17 protein-coding genes are annotated in these 16,514 nt (G+C 61.5%); 14 read left to right on the top strand and 3 right to left on the bottom strand.

All coding sequences use genetic code 11. From position 1 onward, the window contains the following. Positions 1-17: 17 nt before the first annotated feature. The 6 genes from HU806_RS03695 (at position 18) to HU806_RS03670 (ending at position 4,656) form a co-directional block, all read left to right on the top strand. Positions 18-851, top strand: a complete 834-nt coding sequence (locus HU806_RS03695; protein WP_186609962.1) for an alpha/beta fold hydrolase — start codon at positions 18-20, stop codon at positions 849-851. Further along, entirely contained in the window at positions 848-2,329 is a 1,482-nt protein-coding gene (locus tag HU806_RS03690; protein WP_186609961.1) for an aldehyde dehydrogenase, read from the top strand. The genes HU806_RS03695 and HU806_RS03690 overlap by 4 nt, the downstream gene beginning before the upstream one ends. A gap of 12 nt (positions 2,330-2,341) precedes the next feature. Then, positions 2,342-2,827 carry a flavin reductase family protein gene (locus tag HU806_RS03685; protein WP_186609960.1) on the top strand — a complete coding sequence of 162 codons (486 nt, stop codon included), beginning with the start codon at positions 2,342-2,344 and terminating at the stop codon, positions 2,825-2,827. Between the two features lie 44 nt (positions 2,828-2,871). Beyond that, on the top strand, positions 2,872-3,276 hold the full coding sequence (locus HU806_RS03680; protein WP_186609959.1) for a carboxymuconolactone decarboxylase family protein: 405 nt from the start codon (positions 2,872-2,874) through the stop codon (positions 3,274-3,276). 61 nt (positions 3,277-3,337) lie between these two features. Further along, a complete protein-coding gene (locus HU806_RS03675; RefSeq protein ID WP_186609958.1) occupies positions 3,338-4,090 on the top strand; it encodes a GntR family transcriptional regulator in 753 nt (250 codons plus the stop codon). A gap of 2 nt (positions 4,091-4,092) precedes the next feature. Next, a complete protein-coding gene (locus HU806_RS03670) occupies positions 4,093-4,656 on the top strand; it encodes an NUDIX hydrolase (protein WP_186609957.1) in 564 nt (187 codons plus the stop codon). A gap of 6 nt (positions 4,657-4,662) precedes the next feature. Here HU806_RS03670 and HU806_RS03665 read toward each other — a convergent pair whose 3' ends face one another. Then, complete coding sequence (locus HU806_RS03665) at positions 4,663-4,956, bottom strand: DUF1330 domain-containing protein (RefSeq protein WP_186609956.1); 294 nt, start codon at positions 4,954-4,956, stop codon at positions 4,663-4,665. Between the two features lie 82 nt (positions 4,957-5,038). On the opposite strand from HU806_RS03665, the gene ribBA reads away from it, so the two are divergent. The 7 genes from ribBA to HU806_RS03630 all read left to right on the top strand — a co-directional run bounded on the left by ribBA (position 5,039) and on the right by HU806_RS03630 (position 11,905). Continuing rightward, a complete protein-coding gene (ribBA, locus tag HU806_RS03660) occupies positions 5,039-6,148 on the top strand; it encodes a bifunctional 3,4-dihydroxy-2-butanone-4-phosphate synthase/GTP cyclohydrolase II (RefSeq protein WP_186609955.1) in 1,110 nt (369 codons plus the stop codon). Between the two features lie 228 nt (positions 6,149-6,376). Further along, a complete protein-coding gene (locus HU806_RS03655) occupies positions 6,377-7,402 on the top strand; it encodes an ABC transporter substrate-binding protein (protein ID WP_186609954.1) in 1,026 nt (341 codons plus the stop codon). Beyond that, the gene (locus tag HU806_RS03650; RefSeq protein WP_186610325.1) at positions 7,399-8,334 is read left to right on the top strand and encodes an ABC transporter permease; all 936 of its coding nucleotides are present in this window, start codon (positions 7,399-7,401) and stop codon (positions 8,332-8,334) included. Before HU806_RS03655 ends, HU806_RS03650 begins: the two co-directional genes overlap by 4 nt. A gap of 6 nt (positions 8,335-8,340) precedes the next feature. Further along, on the top strand, positions 8,341-9,150 hold the full coding sequence (locus HU806_RS03645; protein WP_186609953.1) for an ABC transporter permease: 810 nt from the start codon (positions 8,341-8,343) through the stop codon (positions 9,148-9,150). 17 nt (positions 9,151-9,167) lie between these two features. Beyond that, positions 9,168-10,319 (top strand): ABC transporter ATP-binding protein, encoded by a 1,152-nt coding sequence (locus tag HU806_RS03640; RefSeq protein ID WP_186609952.1) that lies wholly within the window; start codon positions 9,168-9,170, stop codon positions 10,317-10,319. A 27-nt stretch (positions 10,320-10,346) separates the two neighbouring features. After that, positions 10,347-10,832: a flavin reductase family protein gene (locus HU806_RS03635; protein ID WP_186609951.1), complete on the top strand. Its 486-nt coding sequence runs from the start codon at positions 10,347-10,349 to the stop codon at positions 10,830-10,832. Positions 10,833-10,861: 29 nt separating this feature from the next. Further along, on the top strand, positions 10,862-11,905 hold the full coding sequence (locus HU806_RS03630) for an LLM class flavin-dependent oxidoreductase (RefSeq protein ID WP_186609950.1): 1,044 nt from the start codon (positions 10,862-10,864) through the stop codon (positions 11,903-11,905). Between the two features lie 74 nt (positions 11,906-11,979). Here HU806_RS03630 and HU806_RS03625 read toward each other — a convergent pair whose 3' ends face one another. Beyond that, a complete protein-coding gene (locus HU806_RS03625; RefSeq protein WP_527251133.1) occupies positions 11,980-14,016 on the bottom strand; it encodes a TonB-dependent siderophore receptor in 2,037 nt (678 codons plus the stop codon). A 298-nt stretch (positions 14,017-14,314) separates the two neighbouring features. Here HU806_RS03625 and HU806_RS03620 point away from each other — a divergent pair, with 298 nt between their 5' ends. Further along, on the top strand, positions 14,315-16,111 hold the full coding sequence (locus tag HU806_RS03620; RefSeq protein ID WP_186609948.1) for a methyl-accepting chemotaxis protein: 1,797 nt from the start codon (positions 14,315-14,317) through the stop codon (positions 16,109-16,111). A gap of 230 nt (positions 16,112-16,341) precedes the next feature. On the opposite strand, the gene HU806_RS03615 is transcribed toward HU806_RS03620, so the two are convergent. After that, positions 16,342-16,514: YbdD/YjiX family protein (locus HU806_RS03615; protein ID WP_186609947.1), on the bottom strand; the 173-nt coding region annotated here is incomplete at its 5' end.

Raw genomic sequence — 16,514 nt, 5'->3', positions numbered from 1 at the left:
GTATGCAGGAGCGCTCCATGATTCGGCTCACCGCTGAACTCACCCCGGCCGGCACCAGTTACCTGGCAACCGGCCAAGGCCAGCCTGTGGTCTTGATCCACGGCGTGGGCCTGAACAAAGAAATGTGGGGCGGCCAGGTCGTTGGCCTGGCCACGAAATACCGCGTGATCGCCTACGACATGCTCGGCCACGGCGCCAGTCCGCGCCCGCAAAGCGACACTGGCTTGCTGGGCTATGCCGGCCAGTTGCTGGAACTGCTCGATCATTTGCAATTGCCCCAGGCGACAGTGATCGGTTTTTCCATGGGTGGGTTGGTCGCCCGCGCCTTCGCCCTGCACTACCCGCAGCGCCTGCACGGCCTGGTGGTGCTCAACAGCGTGTTCAACCGCAGCGCCGAACAGCGTGCCGGGGTCATCGCCCGCACCGCGCAAGCCGCCGAGCATGGGCCGGACGCCAACGCCGAAGCAGCGCTGTCGCGCTGGTTCAGTCGCGAATACCAGGCGGCCAACCCGGCGCAGATCGCCGCGCTGCGCCAGACGCTGGCGCAAAATGACCCCCAGGGCTACCTGACGACTTATGAACTGTTCGCCACCCAGGACATGTACCGCGCCGACGACCTGGGCAGCATTCAAGTGCCGACGTTGATCGCCACTGGTGAACTGGACCCAGGCTCCACCCCGGAAATGGCCCGGCAGTTGGCCGAGCGGATTCCCGGTGCGACGGTTGCCGTGCTCGCCGAACAGCGGCATATGATGCCGGTAGAATCGCCGCGCCTGGTCAATCAGCTGCTGCTGGAATTTTTGGACACGGCAAGCGCCCGACATAATCCAATAAAGGGGATCGTTGCATGACGCTCACACGCTTTCAGATGTGCATTGGCGGTGAATGGGTCGATGCGCTGTCCGGCAAGACCTTCGAAAGTCTGAACCCGGCCCTGGCCCAGCCTTGGGCTGAACTGCCCGACGCCGACGAAGCCGATGTCGAGCGCGCCGTGCAAGCGGCGCAAACCGCTTTCGATAGCCCGGCCTGGCGTGGATTGACCGCCACCGCTCGGGGCAAGTTGCTGCGCCGTCTCGGCGACCTGATTGCTGAAAACAAAGAGCAACTGGCCCAGCTCGAAAGCCGCGACAACGGCAAGCTGATCCGCGAAACCCGCGGCCAGGTCAGCTATCTGCCGGAGTTCTTCCACTACACCGCCGGCCTCGCCGACAAGCTCGAAGGCGGCACCCTGCCCCTCGACAAGCCGGATATGTTTGCCTACACCGTGCATGAAGCGATGGGCGTGGTGGCCGCGATCATTCCGTGGAACAGCCCGCTTTACCTCACCGCTATCAAGCTCGCCCCCGCGCTGGCGGCGGGCAACACCATCGTGATCAAGCCGTCCGAGCACGCCTCGGCGACCGTTCTGGAGCTGGCGCGCCTGGCGCTGGAAGCCGGCATACCACCGGGCGTGGTCAACGTCGTCACCGGTTACGGCCCAAGCACCGGCGCCGCCCTCACCCGCCATCCGCTGGTGCGCAAGATTGCCTTTACCGGCGGCGCGGCCACGGCCCGGCATGTGGTGCGCAGCAGCGCCGAGAATTTCGCCAGGCTGTCGCTGGAATTGGGCGGTAAATCGCCAAACATCATCTTTGCCGACGCCGACCTCGACAGCGCCATCAACGGTGCGATCGCCGGGATTTATGCGGCGTCAGGCCAGAGTTGCGTGTCGGGTTCGCGATTGCTCGTGCAGGATGAAATCTACGATGACTTCGTCTCGCGCCTGGTGGAACGGGCCAAACGCATCCGCATCGGCAATCCGCAGGAAGACGCCAGCGAAATGGGCCCCATGGCCACCGCGCAGCAACTGGCCGTGGTCGAAGGCCTGGTCGCCGATGCCATCGCCGAAGGGGCGCGCCTGCGCCTGGGTGGCAAGCGTCCGCAGAACCTGGGCGAAGGTTGGTTCTATGAGCCGACGCTGTTCGAATGCGACCGCAACTCGATGAAAATCATGCAGGAAGAAGTCTTCGGCCCGGTGGCCTCAGTGATTCGCTTCAAGGACGAGGCCGAGGCCCTGGCGATCGCCAACGACTCGCAGTTCGGCCTCGCCGCCGGCATCTGGACCCGCGACCTGGGCCGTGCCCATCGCCTGGCCCGAGACGTACGTTCGGGAATTATCTGGGTCAACACCTACCGCGCGGTCTCGGCCATGGCGCCGATCGGCGGGTTCAAGAACAGCGGCTACGGGCGCGAAAGCGGCATCGATTCGGTGCTCGCCTATACCGAGCTGAAAACGGTATGGATCAATCTTTCCCAGGCGCCCATGCCTGATCCGTTCGTGATGCGCTAGGAGTCCTGAGAAATGATCGAACCCGGCATCTACAAAGAAGTCCTGAGCTCTTTCCCATCCGGCGTCACGGTAGTGACGACGCTGGACCCGGACGGCAATATCGTCGGCATCACCGCCAGCGCCTTCAGCGCCCTGTCGATCGACCCGGCACTGGTGCTGTTCTGCCCCAACTACGCGTCCGACACCTACCCGATCCTGCGCGACAGCAAGCAATTCGCAATTCACCTGCTGTCCGCCGACCAGACCGCCGAGGCCTATGCCTTTGCCGGCAAAGGCAAGGACAAGGCCAAGGGCATCGACTGGCACCTTAGCGACCTGGGCAATCCGCTGCTGGGCAAAGCCACGGCAATCATCGAATGCCAATTGTGGCGCGAATACGACGGCGGCGACCACGCGATCATCGTCGGCGCGGTGAAAAACCTGATCCTGCCCGCGCAACCGGCCACGCCGATGATCTATCACAAAGGCAAGCTCGGGCCGTTGCCTGCGCTGGCTTGAGGGTCGTACGCCCCCACAGGTTCATCACTTTTCAGGGATAGCGCATGAGCAACGACAAATACGCACAAGGCCTGAAGATCCGCACCCAGGTATTGGGCGAGGACTACGTCAAGCGCTCCATCGAGAACGCCGACGATTTCACCCGTCCAATGCAGGAAATGGTCACCGAATATTGCTGGGGTCACGTCTGGGGGCGCGAGGGTTTGTCGCTCAAGGAGCGCAGCATGATCAACCTGGCGATGATCTCGGCGCTCAATCGTCCGCACGAACTCAAGTTGCATGTGCGCGGCGCCTTGCGTAACGGACTGAGTCGTGAGCAAATACGCGAAATTCTGCTTCAGGTCGGCATTTATTGTGGCGTTCCCGCTGCCGTAGACAGTTTCCGGCTTGCCCGCGAAGCCTTCGCCGAAGCCGATGCCGAGGCATCCAGTCAACCCTCGGCTGTTTGAACTGAACGAGCATGGATGTTTGCCCGTTTTGCATGGACAGCCATATTACAGAGCGGACCCCATGAAACGCCTGCCACTCGACGACAGCTTCAAGGTCAATCGCAACCCCGTTACCCTGCGCGAAATCGTGCTGGATAAACTGCGAAGCGCCATCATGAACTTCCAGCTGCTGCCGGGCGATCGCCTGGTCGAACGCGATCTGTGCGATCGCCTGGGTGTCAGCCGCACGTCGGTGCGTGAAGCCTTGCGTCACCTCGAATCCGAAGGCCTGGTGGAGTTCGCCGATGCCAAGGGCCCCCGCGTGGCAATCATCACCCTGGCCGATGCCGGCGACATCTATGAACTGCGTTGCGTGCTCGAGGGGCTGATCGTCCAGCTGTTCACGCTGCGGGCCAAGGCCAAGGACATCAAGGCGCTGGAAAAAGCCCTGGAAGAAAACCGCAAGGCACTCAAGGACGGCGAATTACAACAGGTGCTGGACTCGGTGCAGGGATTCTACGACGTGCTCCTGGAAGGCTCCGGCAACCACGTCGCCGCCACCCAGCTGCGCCAATTGCAGGCGCGCATCAGCTATCTGCGGGCGACCTCCGTGTCCCAGGAGAACCGCCGCGGCAGCAGCAACCAGGAAATGGAACGCATGGTCGAGGCGATCAAGAGCGGCGATCCGCTGGCCGCGCACCAGGCATGTGTCGACCATGTACGCGCCGCCGCCAAGGTCGCCCTGGATTATCTCAAGCGCACCCAGGAAGAGACTGGCGCGATCCCCGAGATCACCGCCCCCATCGCCTTGAAAGAACCGCGCATAGGTCGCTGAGCATGTTCAGCCCGAGCTTTTGTCCAAAGTGTGGCGGCAGTGACTTGAGTCACCGCTTGCCGACGGGCGATACCCATCAGCGATTGATGTGCGGCAGCTGTGGCTACATCCATTACGTCAACCCGAAGATCATTGCCGGTTGCATCATCGAGCAGGACGGCAAATACCTGCTGTGCCAACGCGCCATCCCGCCGCGCCCCGGCACCTGGACCCTGCCGGCCGGTTTCATGGAAGGCAACGAGACCACCGAGCAGGCGGCTCTTCGGGAAGTCTGGGAAGAAACCGGCGTACGCGCCGAAATCGTTTCGCCCTATTCGATCTTCAGCGTGCCGAAGATCAGCGAGGTGTACATCATCTTCCGCGCCATCGCACTGGAGATCACCGGCCAGTTCGGCCCGGAAACCCTCGCCTGCCGGTTCTTCGCCCCCGAAGACATTCCGTGGGACAGCATCTATTACCCGGCCATCCGGCAGATCCTCGAACGTTATATCGAGGAACGCCAGGCCGGGGTCTATGGCATCTACATGGGCAACGACGACAGCGGCAAGATCCACTTCATCCGCTGACAATTTTCAGGGCGCCACGCCCTCGACAATGATCACCTCGGCCCGCGCCACGCCTTCCCGGTGCTTCTTCGCCGCCTGATATTGCTCCGAGTGATAGCAGGCCAGCGCCTGTTCATAAGAGTCGAATTCGATCACCACGCTGCGCTGCGCAGTGGCCCTGCCCTCCATCGCCTCGCTACGCCCGCCCCGGGCCAGCACCCGTGCGCCGAACAAGGCAAACGCCGCCGGCGCGCGCTGGGTGTATTGGCTGTATTGATCGGGGTCGGTGACATCCACGTGAGCAATCCAGTACGCCTTCATAGTGACCTCTTTGGTTGTTTTGTATTATGGTATACCACAAGCTGTTTCCATCCCGCACCCATCAAGATAAAGAGAGCCCGACATGGCCTTTAACAGCATTGAGGAAATCATCGAAGACTACCGCCTGGGCAAGATGGTGTTGCTGGTGGACGACGAAGACCGGGAAAACGAAGGCGACCTGTTGCTGGCCGCCGACTGTTGCAGTGCCCAGGCAATCAGCTTCATGGCCCGGGAAGCGCGTGGATTGATCTGCCTGACCCTGACCGATGATCACTGCCAGCGCCTCGGCCTGGAGCAGATGGTGCCGAGTAACGGCAGCGTGTTCAGCACTGCCTTCACCGTTTCCATCGAAGCCGCCACCGGCGTGACCACCGGTATTTGCGCCGCCGACCGGGCGCGTACTGTGGCCGCCGCCGTGGCCCCTGGCGCCGATGCCAACGACATCGTGCAACCGGGCCATATCTTCCCGTTGCGCGCCAAAGAAGGTGGCGTCCTCACCCGCGCCGGCCACACCGAAGCCGGCTGCGACCTGGCGCGCCTGGCAGGCTTCACCCCGGCATCGGTGATCGTCGAAGTGATGAACGACGACGGCACCATGGCCCGCCGCCCGGACCTGGAAGTCTTCGCGCGCAAGCACGGAATCAAGATCGGCACGATTGCCGACCTGATCCACTATCGCCTGAGCACCGAGCACACCGTGGTGCGCATCGGCGAGCGGGAACTGCCGACGGTGCACGGTACCTTTCGCCTGTTTACGTTCGAGGATCGCATCGAAGGCGGCGTGCACATGGCGATGATCATGGGCGAGATTCGCCGTGACGAACCGACGCTGGTACGCGTGCACGTCATCGACCCGCTGCGGGACCTGGTCGGCGCCGAGTACAACGGCCCGTCCAACTGGACGCTGTGGGCCGCCTTGCAGAGGGTCGCCGAGGAAGGTCGCGGCGTGGTGGTGGTGCTGGCCAATCACGAATCCTCCCAGGCGCTGCTCGAGCGCGTGCCGCAACTCACGCAACCGCCTCGACAATTCAGCCGCTCCCAGTCGCGCATCTATTCTGAAGTCGGTACCGGCGCGCAGATTCTCCAGGACCTCGGCGTTGGCAAACTGCGCCATCTGGGCCCTCCGCTCAAGTACGCGGGGTTGACCGGGTATGACTTGGAGGTGGTCGAGAGCATCGCGTTTACCGGGTGAACACGCGGCCCCATAGATAACGGCGCAAGCGAAAAAAACCGGGCCGGACAGATAGCCGGTACGGCAAAACCCTTGCAGAAAGTTTGGAATACCATAATATGATATTCCATCGACCGAGCGATCCAGGCATCCCTTGGTACGGTCGCCGGCAAGACCAGATTTACCCAAGCTCCCGATAAGTGGGCAAACAGAAGCCCACTCAATAAACACAACAATGAGGGCGTGAACATGGTGTTGAAGAAAAGTGCAGCCGCAGTTCTTTTTGCCGGCTTGCTGAGTGTCACCAGCCAGGCGACGATGGCCGCTGAAAGCGTCAACTTCGTCAGTTGGGGCGGCAGCACCCAGGACGCGCAGAAGCAGGCCTGGGCCGATCCTTTCAGCAAGGCCAGCGGCATCACCGTGGTCCAGGACGGCCCGACCGACTATGGCAAGCTCAAGGCCATGGTCGAAAGCGGCAACGTGCAGTGGGACGTGGTTGACGTCGAGGCCGACTTCGCCTTGCGCGCCGCTGCCGAAGGCCTGCTCGAACCCCTCGATTTCTCGGTCATCCAGCGCGACAAAATCGACCCGCGCTTCGTCTCCGACCACGGCGTCGGCTCCTTCTACTTCTCGTTTGTGCTTGGCTACAACGAAGGCAAGCTTGGCGCTGGCAAGCCATCGGATTGGTCCGCGCTGTTCGACACCAAGACCTATCCGGGCAAACGCGCCCTATACAAATGGCCAAGCCCAGGCGTGCTTGAACTGGCCTTGCTGGCCGACGGCGTAGCAGCCGACAAGCTCTACCCGCTGGACCTGGACCGCGCCTTCAAGAAACTCGACACCATCAAGAAGGACATCGTCTGGTGGGGCGGCGGCGCCCAGTCCCAGCAGTTGCTCGCCTCTGGCGAAGCCAGCATCGGACAATTCTGGAACGGCCGGATCTACGCCTTGCAGCAGGACGGTGCGCCCGTCGGCGTAAGCTGGAAACAGAACCTGGTAATGGCCGATATCCTGGTCATTCCCAAGGGTTCGAAGAACAAAGCCGCGGCCATGAAGTTCCTCGCCAACGCCAGCAGCGCCAAGGGCCAGGCGGACTTCTCCAACCTGACCGCCTACGCTCCCGTCAACGTTGACAGCATCGCGCGCCTGGATTCGGTGCTCGCTCCCAACCTGCCGACCGCCTACGCCAAGGATCAGATCACGCTTGATTTTGCGTACTGGGCCAAGAACGGTCAGGACATCGCGACACGGTGGAACGAATGGCTGGTGAAATGAAAATGGCGGCAGCGGCAACCCCTCGCACCGGGAGCGCCATCGGCGCTGCCGGTTCGGCAAGCGGTGCGGCAGTGACGTCCAAGCAGACGCCGCCGCTGATGCAGCGCTGGCGCGGGGCCGGCAACCTGGTCCCCGCCCTGCTGTTTCTTGGCCTGTTCTTCCTGGCGCCGCTGATCGGCTTGCTGCTGCGCGGCGTGCTGGAGCCGGTGCCAGGCCTGGGCAATTACGAGCAGCTGTTCGCCAACTCGGCCTACGCCCGCGTGCTGTTCAATACCTTCTCGGTGGCCGGGCTGGTGACGCTGTTCAGCCTGCTGCTGGGCTTCCCGCTCGCCTGGGCGATCACCCTGGTGCCTCGCGGCTGGGGCCGCTGGATGCTCAACATCGTGCTGCTGTCGATGTGGACCAGCCTGCTGGCCCGCACCTACTCCTGGCTGGTGCTGCTGCAAGCCTCCGGCGTGGTCAACAAGACGCTGATGGCCCTGGGCATCATCGACCAGCCGCTGGAGATGGTGCACAACCTCACCGGCGTGGTGATCGGCATGAGCTACATCATGATCCCGTTCATCGTCCTGCCGTTGCAGGCGACCATGCAGGCCATCGACCCGATGATCCTGCAGGCCGGTTCAATTTGCGGCGCCAGTCCCTGGACCAATTTCTTCCGGGTGTTCCTGCCGCTGTGCCGGCCGGGGCTGTTTTCCGGCGGGTTGATGGTGTTCGTGATGTCCCTCGGTTACTACGTGACCCCGGCACTGCTGGGCGGCGCGCAGAACATGATGCTGCCCGAATTCATCATCCAGCAGGTGCAGTCGTTCCTCAATTGGGGCCTGGCCAGTGCCGGCGCCGCGTTGTTGGTGGCGATCACCCTGGTGTTGTTCTACTTCTACCTGAAGCTCCAGCCGGAATCACCGGTGGGTGCGAGCAACGCGAGGTAAGCCGTCATGCTCCTGACTCCTAATGCCATGAGCCGGCGCATGCGGTTCGGCCTGTATTTCACCACCGGCCTGATCGCACTGTTCCTGCTGCTGCCGATCGTGTTCATCGTGCTGTTGTCATTCGGCTCGTCCCAGTGGCTGGTCTTCCCACCACCGGGCTGGACGTTCAAGTGGTACGGCCAGTTCTTCTCCAACCCGGACTGGATGAATGCGGCGTTGACCAGCCTCAAGGTCGCGGTACTGACCACCGTCTGCGCCGTAGCCTTGGGCCTGCCGACGGCGTTTGCCCTGGTACGCGGTCGTTTTCCGGGACGGGAAATGCTCTACGGTTTGTTCACCCTGCCGATGATCGTGCCGCTGGTGATCATTGCCGTGGCGGTGTACGCGCTGTTCCTCAAGCTCGGCTACACCGGGACCATGTTCGCCTTCGTGGTCAGCCACGTCATCGTCGCGCTGCCGTTCACCATCATCTCGATCATCAACTCGCTCAAGCTGTTCGACCAATCCATCGAGGACGCCGCGGTCATCTGCGGCGCCTCGCGCCTGCAAGCGGTGTTCAAGGTGACGTTCCCGGCCATTCGCCCGGGCATGGTCGCCGGCGCGCTGTTCGCGTTCCTCGTGTCGTGGGACGAAGTGGTGCTGAGCGTGATGATGGCCAGCCCGACCCTGCAAACCCTGCCCGTGAAAATGTGGACCACCCTGCGCCAGGACCTGACGCCTGTGATCGCCGTCGCTTCGACGCTGCTGATCGGCCTCTCGATTCTGGTCATGGTGATTGCCGCCGCCCTGCGTCGGCGCAACGAAATCAGCGCCTGAGCGCCAAGGAGAACACCATGAGTGCTGTCAAAGACCCCGCACAACAGAATGACAAGACCCTGGTCAGCCTGCGCAACCTGAACAAGCACTACGGCGACTTCGCCGCCGTGGACGATATTTCCCTGGATATCCAGGACGGTGAGTTCCTGACCTTCCTCGGCTCCAGCGGCTCGGGCAAGAGCACCACGTTGTCGATGCTCGCCGGTTTTGAAACCCCGAGCAGCGGCGAGATCCTGGTGGGGGGCAAATCCTTGGTCAACGTGCCGCCGCACAAGCGCGACATCGGCATGGTGTTCCAGCGCTATTCGTTGTTTCCGCATCTGTCGGTGCGCGACAACATCGCCTTCCCGCTGGCGATCCGCAAACTGGCCAGCGCCGAGCGCGAACGCCGGGTCGATGCCATGCTCAAGCTGGTGCAACTGGAAGAGTTCGCCCATCGCCGCCCTTCGCAACTGTCCGGTGGCCAGCAGCAGCGCGTGGCGATTGCCCGGGCGCTGGTCTATGAGCCGCGCATCCTGCTGATGGACGAACCCCTCGGCGCGTTGGACAAAAAGCTCCGTGAAGATTTGCAGGACGAACTGCGCCAGTTGCATCGCCGGCTGGGCATCACCATTGTCTACGTCACCCACGATCAGGAAGAAGCCATGCGCCTGTCCCAGCGCATCGCGATTTTCAGTCACGGCAAGATCGTCGGCCTCGGCAGCGGTTATGACCTCTACCAGAACCCGCCGAATGCCTTCGTGGCTTCGTTCCTCGGCAACTCCAACTTCCTCAAGCTCAAGGCCCAGGGCAATGCCGCAGCGACATTCGAAGGCCAGTCACTGTCGATCCGCTTGACCAGCGGCCTGCAAGCCGACCAGGACGTGTTGCTGATGGTTCGTCCGGAAAAAGCCTTGGCGCTGAGCGTCGAACAAGCGGCCCAGGATTCCTTGCCGGCGGGCTGGAACGAAGTCTCGGCCAAGGTCGTGGAAGTGCTGTTTCTCGGTGAAAGCCAGACCTGCAGCGTGATGACCTCTGGCGGCACGGCGATGACCGTCAAGGCGCTCTCCGCCGCCGGCATGCCACTCAAGGCCGGCGACCCGGTGCGCGTGCGTTGGGCCACCGCCGACGCCTGCGTCTACACCCAATGGGCCGAAAGCGACCTGAACAAGGCCGCAGGTGCTCACTGATAACCGCCCGAGTGCGAGGACTGCCAAATGATCGATGCCAACCTCTACAAACAAGTCATGGGCTCGTTCCCATCCGGCGTGACCGTGATCACCACCCTCGATGATGAAGGGCAAATCGTCGGCCTCACCGCCAGCGCCTTCAGCTCGTTGTCGATGGAACCGGCGCTGGTGCTGTTTTGCCCCAACTACAGCTCGGACTCCTATCCGGTGCTGATCAAGAACAAGCGCTTCGCCATCCACGTGCTCTCCGGCGACCAACAGAACGAAGCCTATGCGTTCGCCCGCAAAGGCAAGGACAAGGCCCAGGGCATCGATTGGACCCTGAGCGAACTGGGTAACCCGCTGCTGAGCAACGCTACTGCCATCATCGAATGCGAACTGTGGCGCGAATACGAAGGCGGCGACCACGCCATCATGGTCGGCGCAGTGAAGAACCTGATCGTGCCGCAACACACACCAGGGCCGCTGGTTTATTGCCACGGCAAGATGGGCGCCCTGCCCGTCCTCGCCTGAACCGATCGTCAACAACAAGAGAAAGCGCCATGAAATTTTCCCTGTTCGTACACATGGAGCGCTGGGACGAAAGCGTCAGCCATCGCCAGTTGTTCGAAGACCTCAGCGAGCTGACGCTGATGGCCGAGGCCGGTGGTTTCAGCACCGTGTGGATCGGCGAACACCACGCCATGGAGTACACCATTTCGCCAAGCCCGATGCCGCTGCTGGCGTACCTGGCCGGCAAGACCACGACCATTCACCTGGGCGCCGGCACCATCATCGCGCCGTTCTGGCACCCGCTGCGGGTGGCCGGCGAATGCGCGCTACTGGACGTGATCAGCAACGGCCGCATGGAAGTCGGCCTGGCCCGTGGCGCGTACCAGGTGGAATTCGACCGCATGGCCGGCGGCATGCCAGCCTCCTCCGGTGGGCAAGCCCTGCGGGAAATGGTCCCGGTGGTGCGCGCCTTGTGGCAAGGCGATTACGCCCATGACGGCGAGATCTGGAAATTCCCCACCTCCACCTGCGTGCCCAAGCCAATCCGCAAGCCGCACCCGCCGATGTGGATTGCCGCCCGCGACCCGGACTCCCACAACTTCGCTGTCGCCAACGGCTGCAACGTGATGGTCACGCCATTAATGAAAGGCGATGAAGAAGTCCTCGACCTGAAGAACAAGTTCCAGGCCGCCCTGGACAACAATCCCGACGTGCCGCGCCCGCAATTGATGGTGCTGCGCCACACCCATGTGCACGCGGTGGACGATCCCGAAGGCTGGAAGATCGGCGCCCAGGCGATTTCGAAGTTCTATCGCACCTTCGATGCCTGGTTCGGCAACAAGCAAGTCCCGGTCAACGGCTTCCTCGCGCCGAGCCCGGAAGAAAAGTTCGCCGAGCGCCCGGAATTCCAACTGGAGAACATCCGCAAGAACACCATGATCGGCACCCCGCAGGAGATCATCGAGCGGATCAAGTACTACCAGGAACTGGGCGTGGATGAGTTCAGCTTCTGGTGCGACAACAGCTTGCCGCATGCCGAGAAGAAGAAGTCCTTGGAGTTGTTCATCCAGCAGGTGGTGCCGGCGTTTCGCTGATCAACAGCGGATGAAGCGGAATAAAAAAATGCCCGGGCTGTGAGGTCCGGGCATTTTTTGTTGGAGCACTGCGGTCAGAACGTCACGCTGGCGCTCAGCTTGGCGGTACGCGGCTCGCCGACATTAACCATCAACTCGCTGCCGGTAGACGACGGGTAGTACTGCTTGTCGAACAGGTTGTCGACGTTCAGTTGCAACGAGGTCTTGTGGCCGAACACCGGCGATTCCCAGCGCACGAAGGCATCGGCGACGGTGTAGCTGCCGAGCCAGAAATCGTTGGCAGCATTGGCGGCCCGCTCACCGACATAGCGAGCACCGGCACCAGCGTGCCAGGCACCGAATTCGGCTGGGACGTTCAGGTGATGGGACAGATACAGGCTGGCGGTGTGCTTAGGGGCGTCGGGCAAGCGGTGACCTTCATTATTCGGGTCATCGAGGATTTCCGTGTGGGTATAGGCGTAGGTGCCGATCAGGTCCCAGCGATCGGCGAGGCGACCGGTGATGTCGAGTTCCAGGCCCTGGGAGCCGACTTTGCCGGCGGCTTCGGAGACATCGTCAACGGTGGTCACGACGTTCTTCTTGACGATATCGAATAAGGCCAGATTGATGTTCAAGCCCGGCAGCGGATCGTATTTGGCGCCGATTTCGTAGCTGCGGCCTTCTTCCGGTTTGAAGGTGCGGCGATCCCTGTCGACTACATCATTGGGTTTGAACGATTCACTGTAGTTGCCATACAGCGACAATGTTTCGGTGGCTTTGTAAACCAAACCAAGAAAGGGTACGAAGGCGTCGCCGTTGTCATTGCGATTGACATCATAATCACTGCCTAGACCTTGATCACTGTACTGGTCGTAATGCTGATAACGACCACCGAATACAAGAATCCAGCGGTCATCCAGATGCCAGTTGTCTTTCAAGTACACGGAGCTGGAATTCAACTGGTTTCGCAGGTCACTGTCGGTAGTGCTGACCCTGCTTGGCTCTCCCAGTCCACCGTATACCGGTGCCGCAGGATCAAAGCCGACTTGGAAAGCTCCACGATAAGTCTTGCCACGAAACTGATCGGACACCTGATTATCGGCGCCGATCAACAGGTCATGACGCTGGCCGAACAGTTCCTGGTTGCCAATAAAATCCCAACTGGCGTAGCGGGTTTCATCGTCATAATGCGCGCCATTGGCGGCGCGCCGGAGAACATTGTTCACCAGTCGCGGCTGCGCAATCGAAAGACTGTACCGATCATTGTTCCAGCCATAAGTCACCCGCGTCTTCCACGCATCGCTCAGCTCATATTCGAACCGCGCGGTAGCCGTCTCACGAATCCCCACACTTTTGGCCCATGGCTCATCCATGCGCTTATCGTAGTCAATGTCGGCCGGATGCCCATCGGTGAACATCGTCCCCCGGTCAAACGGGTTGGAATATTCGTTGTACTCGTAACTCAAGTTCAACGAAGCCCGCTCGCCGGTCCAGGCCAACGACGGCGCCACCAGGGTGCTTTCGTTGACGCCGTAGTTGCGCCAGTAATCCTCATGGCCGCGCTCGGCGATCAGGCGATAGGCCAAGCCGGTGTCGCCCAGCGGCCCGGTGGTATCGAGGGCCATGGTGCCGCCGCCCTCGCTGTAGGCCGAACCGCTCAATGTGGTGCTCTGGCTATATTCCGGCTTCTTGCTGATGACGTTGATCAACCCGCCGGGTTCCAGCGCGCCGTAGAGCATCGACGCCGGGCCCTTGAGCACTTCGACCCGCTCGGTGGTGGCGCTGAAGTTGTGACCCAGGTTCGAGCGCACACCGTCGCGCAGGATCGAACCGTCGTCGTTGGTGCCGAAACCACGCTTGACCAGCGAGTCCCGGGAGTTGCCCAAGGTGTTGCCCTGACTGACGCCGCTGACGAATTTCATCGCTTCGTCCAAGGAACGTACCTGGTAATCCGCCAGGGTCTGCTGGGTCACCACGTTGATCGACTGCGCCTCTTCCTTGATCGGTACATCGCTCTTGCTCGCCGTGCTGGCTTGCGACGCAGTATAGCCTTCGTCCTGAATGATCCGGCTGCCTTGCACGGCCGTGGTGGGCAGTTCGAGGGTGTCCTGCGCCCTCAAGGGGCTCGCCATGAAACAGCAGGACAGCGCGGGCAAGACACATTTGACGAGGGCGTTGCGATAAGCGAGAGGGGTGGAACGATTCAAGACGCTGCACTCTGGAGGGGATGTGAATGAGAGCGAATATACTTTGAGAATCATTCCCAGTAAATATTTTGTATCAACTTGATCGCCGTCTCCTGAGCGCCGCTGGGACCGGAGCGGTCTGGAACGTCGCAAAGTGATGTCAAATCGCCCTTCTGCCCTAAAGCTTTGCCGTCTGCGGTCGAATGTATTCCATTAAATGATTTTTTTGCCCAGGAGCAGCGGCATGCAGACGTTAAAGGCCTTGTATGAGTCTATCGAGATGCAATTTTTCGATACCCTCACCAAAAAGCTCTCGAGCCTTTTCCTGCTGGTGCTGGTCAGTGGTCTGCTGTATTGGGTGGCTCTCAGTGCCCGTGCCGACATTGTCCTGCAGTTGCGCACCGCTCAATTGGACGGCGCTTTGCTGGGACAAATCGAAGACCGGCTCGACAGCCTCACCCATGCCCTGCTCTTCGGCGCGTTCCTGACGCTGGGCATGATCAGCTTCATGGTCTGGTACTTCCGGCACCTCATCGTGCGCCCCGTCACGGCCATGACCAAGGCCCTGGAAGAGATCGCCAATGGCGAAGGTGACTTGTCCAAGGACCTGCCGCTGGTGACCCACGATGAGATCCGCACCCTGGCCGCGACCTGCAACCGCTTCCTGGCCAAGCAGCGCGAGATCATCAGTAACGTCCAGGCATTGACGGTGCACATCGCCGTCGAGTCGGCCCGCTCGCTGAAGAACATCAGCGACTCCAGCGACAGCGCTACCCACCAGGCACGCTTCGCCAAGGAAGTGATGGACCAGAGCAACACCGCCGTGGGCCGTATCGAAGAGGTCTCGCGCCAGACCCAAGGCATTTCAGGGACCACCGCGCAGAACCTGAGCATGGCCCGCGATTCCTACGCCGAGCTGCTGGAAGTGACCGGCAACATCAGCGAGATCTCCACCAGCCTCGGCGAATTCGCCACGCTGGTGGACGCCTTGAACCAGCGCTCATCGAGCATCAAGTCGATTGTCGGCCTGATCCAGCAGATTTCCGCCCAGACCAACCTGTTGGCCCTCAACGCCGCCATTGAAGCGGCCCGCGCCGGGGAAAGTGGCCGTGGTTTCGCCGTGGTGGCCGATGAAGTACGCACCTTGGCGCAGAACGTCAGCCGCGCCACCGACGATATTTCGCGCGACATCGACGCGATGCTCCAGGAAGTCAGCTCCACCCACCAGCAGACGACCCAGATCAGCCACAGCGCCCGGGAAACCCAGAAAGTCGTGGAGCGCGCCTCCGGCCATTTCGAAAGCATGATCATCGACTTCGAATCCACCAACGGCAAACTCGCCGACATCGCCGACCACATCCAGCAGTTTGCCGACACCAACACCGGCATCAACGAACGGGTCACTCAGATCCACGCCGATAGCCAGTCCATCGACCAGCGCATGCAGCAATCGGCGACGGCTACTCGCGACCTGTCCGGCGTTGCTGAAAAGGTCCAGACGCTGCTGGGTCGCTTTGTGCTCGGCCACGGCAAGCTGGACGCCGCCATCACCCGCGCCAGCCAATGCCGCGACACGCTCCAGGTGCGTCTGGAGGCGCTGCAAGACGAGGGCCTGAACCTGTTCGATCAGAGCTACAAACTGATTCCGGGTACCGATCCCAAGCAATACATGACCAGCTACACCGAGCGCTTTGCCCGGGTCTGCCAAGAAGAATGCGACAAGCTCACCCGCAGCACGCCAGGCGGCAAGGTTTCGTTCATCGTCGATACGAAGGGCTATTGCCCGGTCAACAACAGCTGGGTTTCCAAGCCCCCGACCGGCGACCGTGCGGTGGACTTGCCGGTTTGCCGCAACAAGCGGATCTTCAACGACCCGATCGGCCTGCGCGCGGCGGGCAACGTCCAGCGCTTCCTGCTGCAGACCTACCTGCGCGACACCGGGGAAATCATGACCGAGATCGACGTACCGTTCTTCTTCGGCGGCCGCCACTGGGGTAACTTGCGGGTAGGTTTCGATGCGGCGGTGTTGTTGGCGGACTGATTCATAAAGCAATCAAGCCAGACAACTACCCGTGGCGAGGGAGCTTGCTCCCGCTCGGCTGCGCAGCAGTCGCAAAACCGGTTGATGCGGTCGGTCTGAAGAAACGCTGGGGCCAGCTTCGCACGCCAGCGGGAGCAAGCTCCCTCGCCACAAGAAATTTGTGGTGCATGCAAATCCTGCCCCCCAAACAACCGTGGGAGCGAATTCGCTCCCACAGTCATCACCTCAACTCAACAACACTTGGGCCCACCCTTGCCACCGTAACGGGCCTCCTGGCGTTCGCGGAAGAACGCCTCGTAGTCCATCAACGGCTTGTCGGGGTGCTTGGTTTGCATGTGCTCGACGTAGTTGTCGTAGTCGGGCATGCCGACCATCAGGCGGGCGGCCTGACCGAGGTATTTAC

It is taken from the genome of Pseudomonas sp. SWRI154, from assembly GCF_014268645.1.
Lineage (GTDB): Bacteria > Pseudomonadota > Gammaproteobacteria > Pseudomonadales > Pseudomonadaceae > Aquipseudomonas > Aquipseudomonas marvdashtae.
Note: the sequence above shows the minus strand (reverse complement) of the source record. Positions and strands in the feature narration are given on the sequence as shown.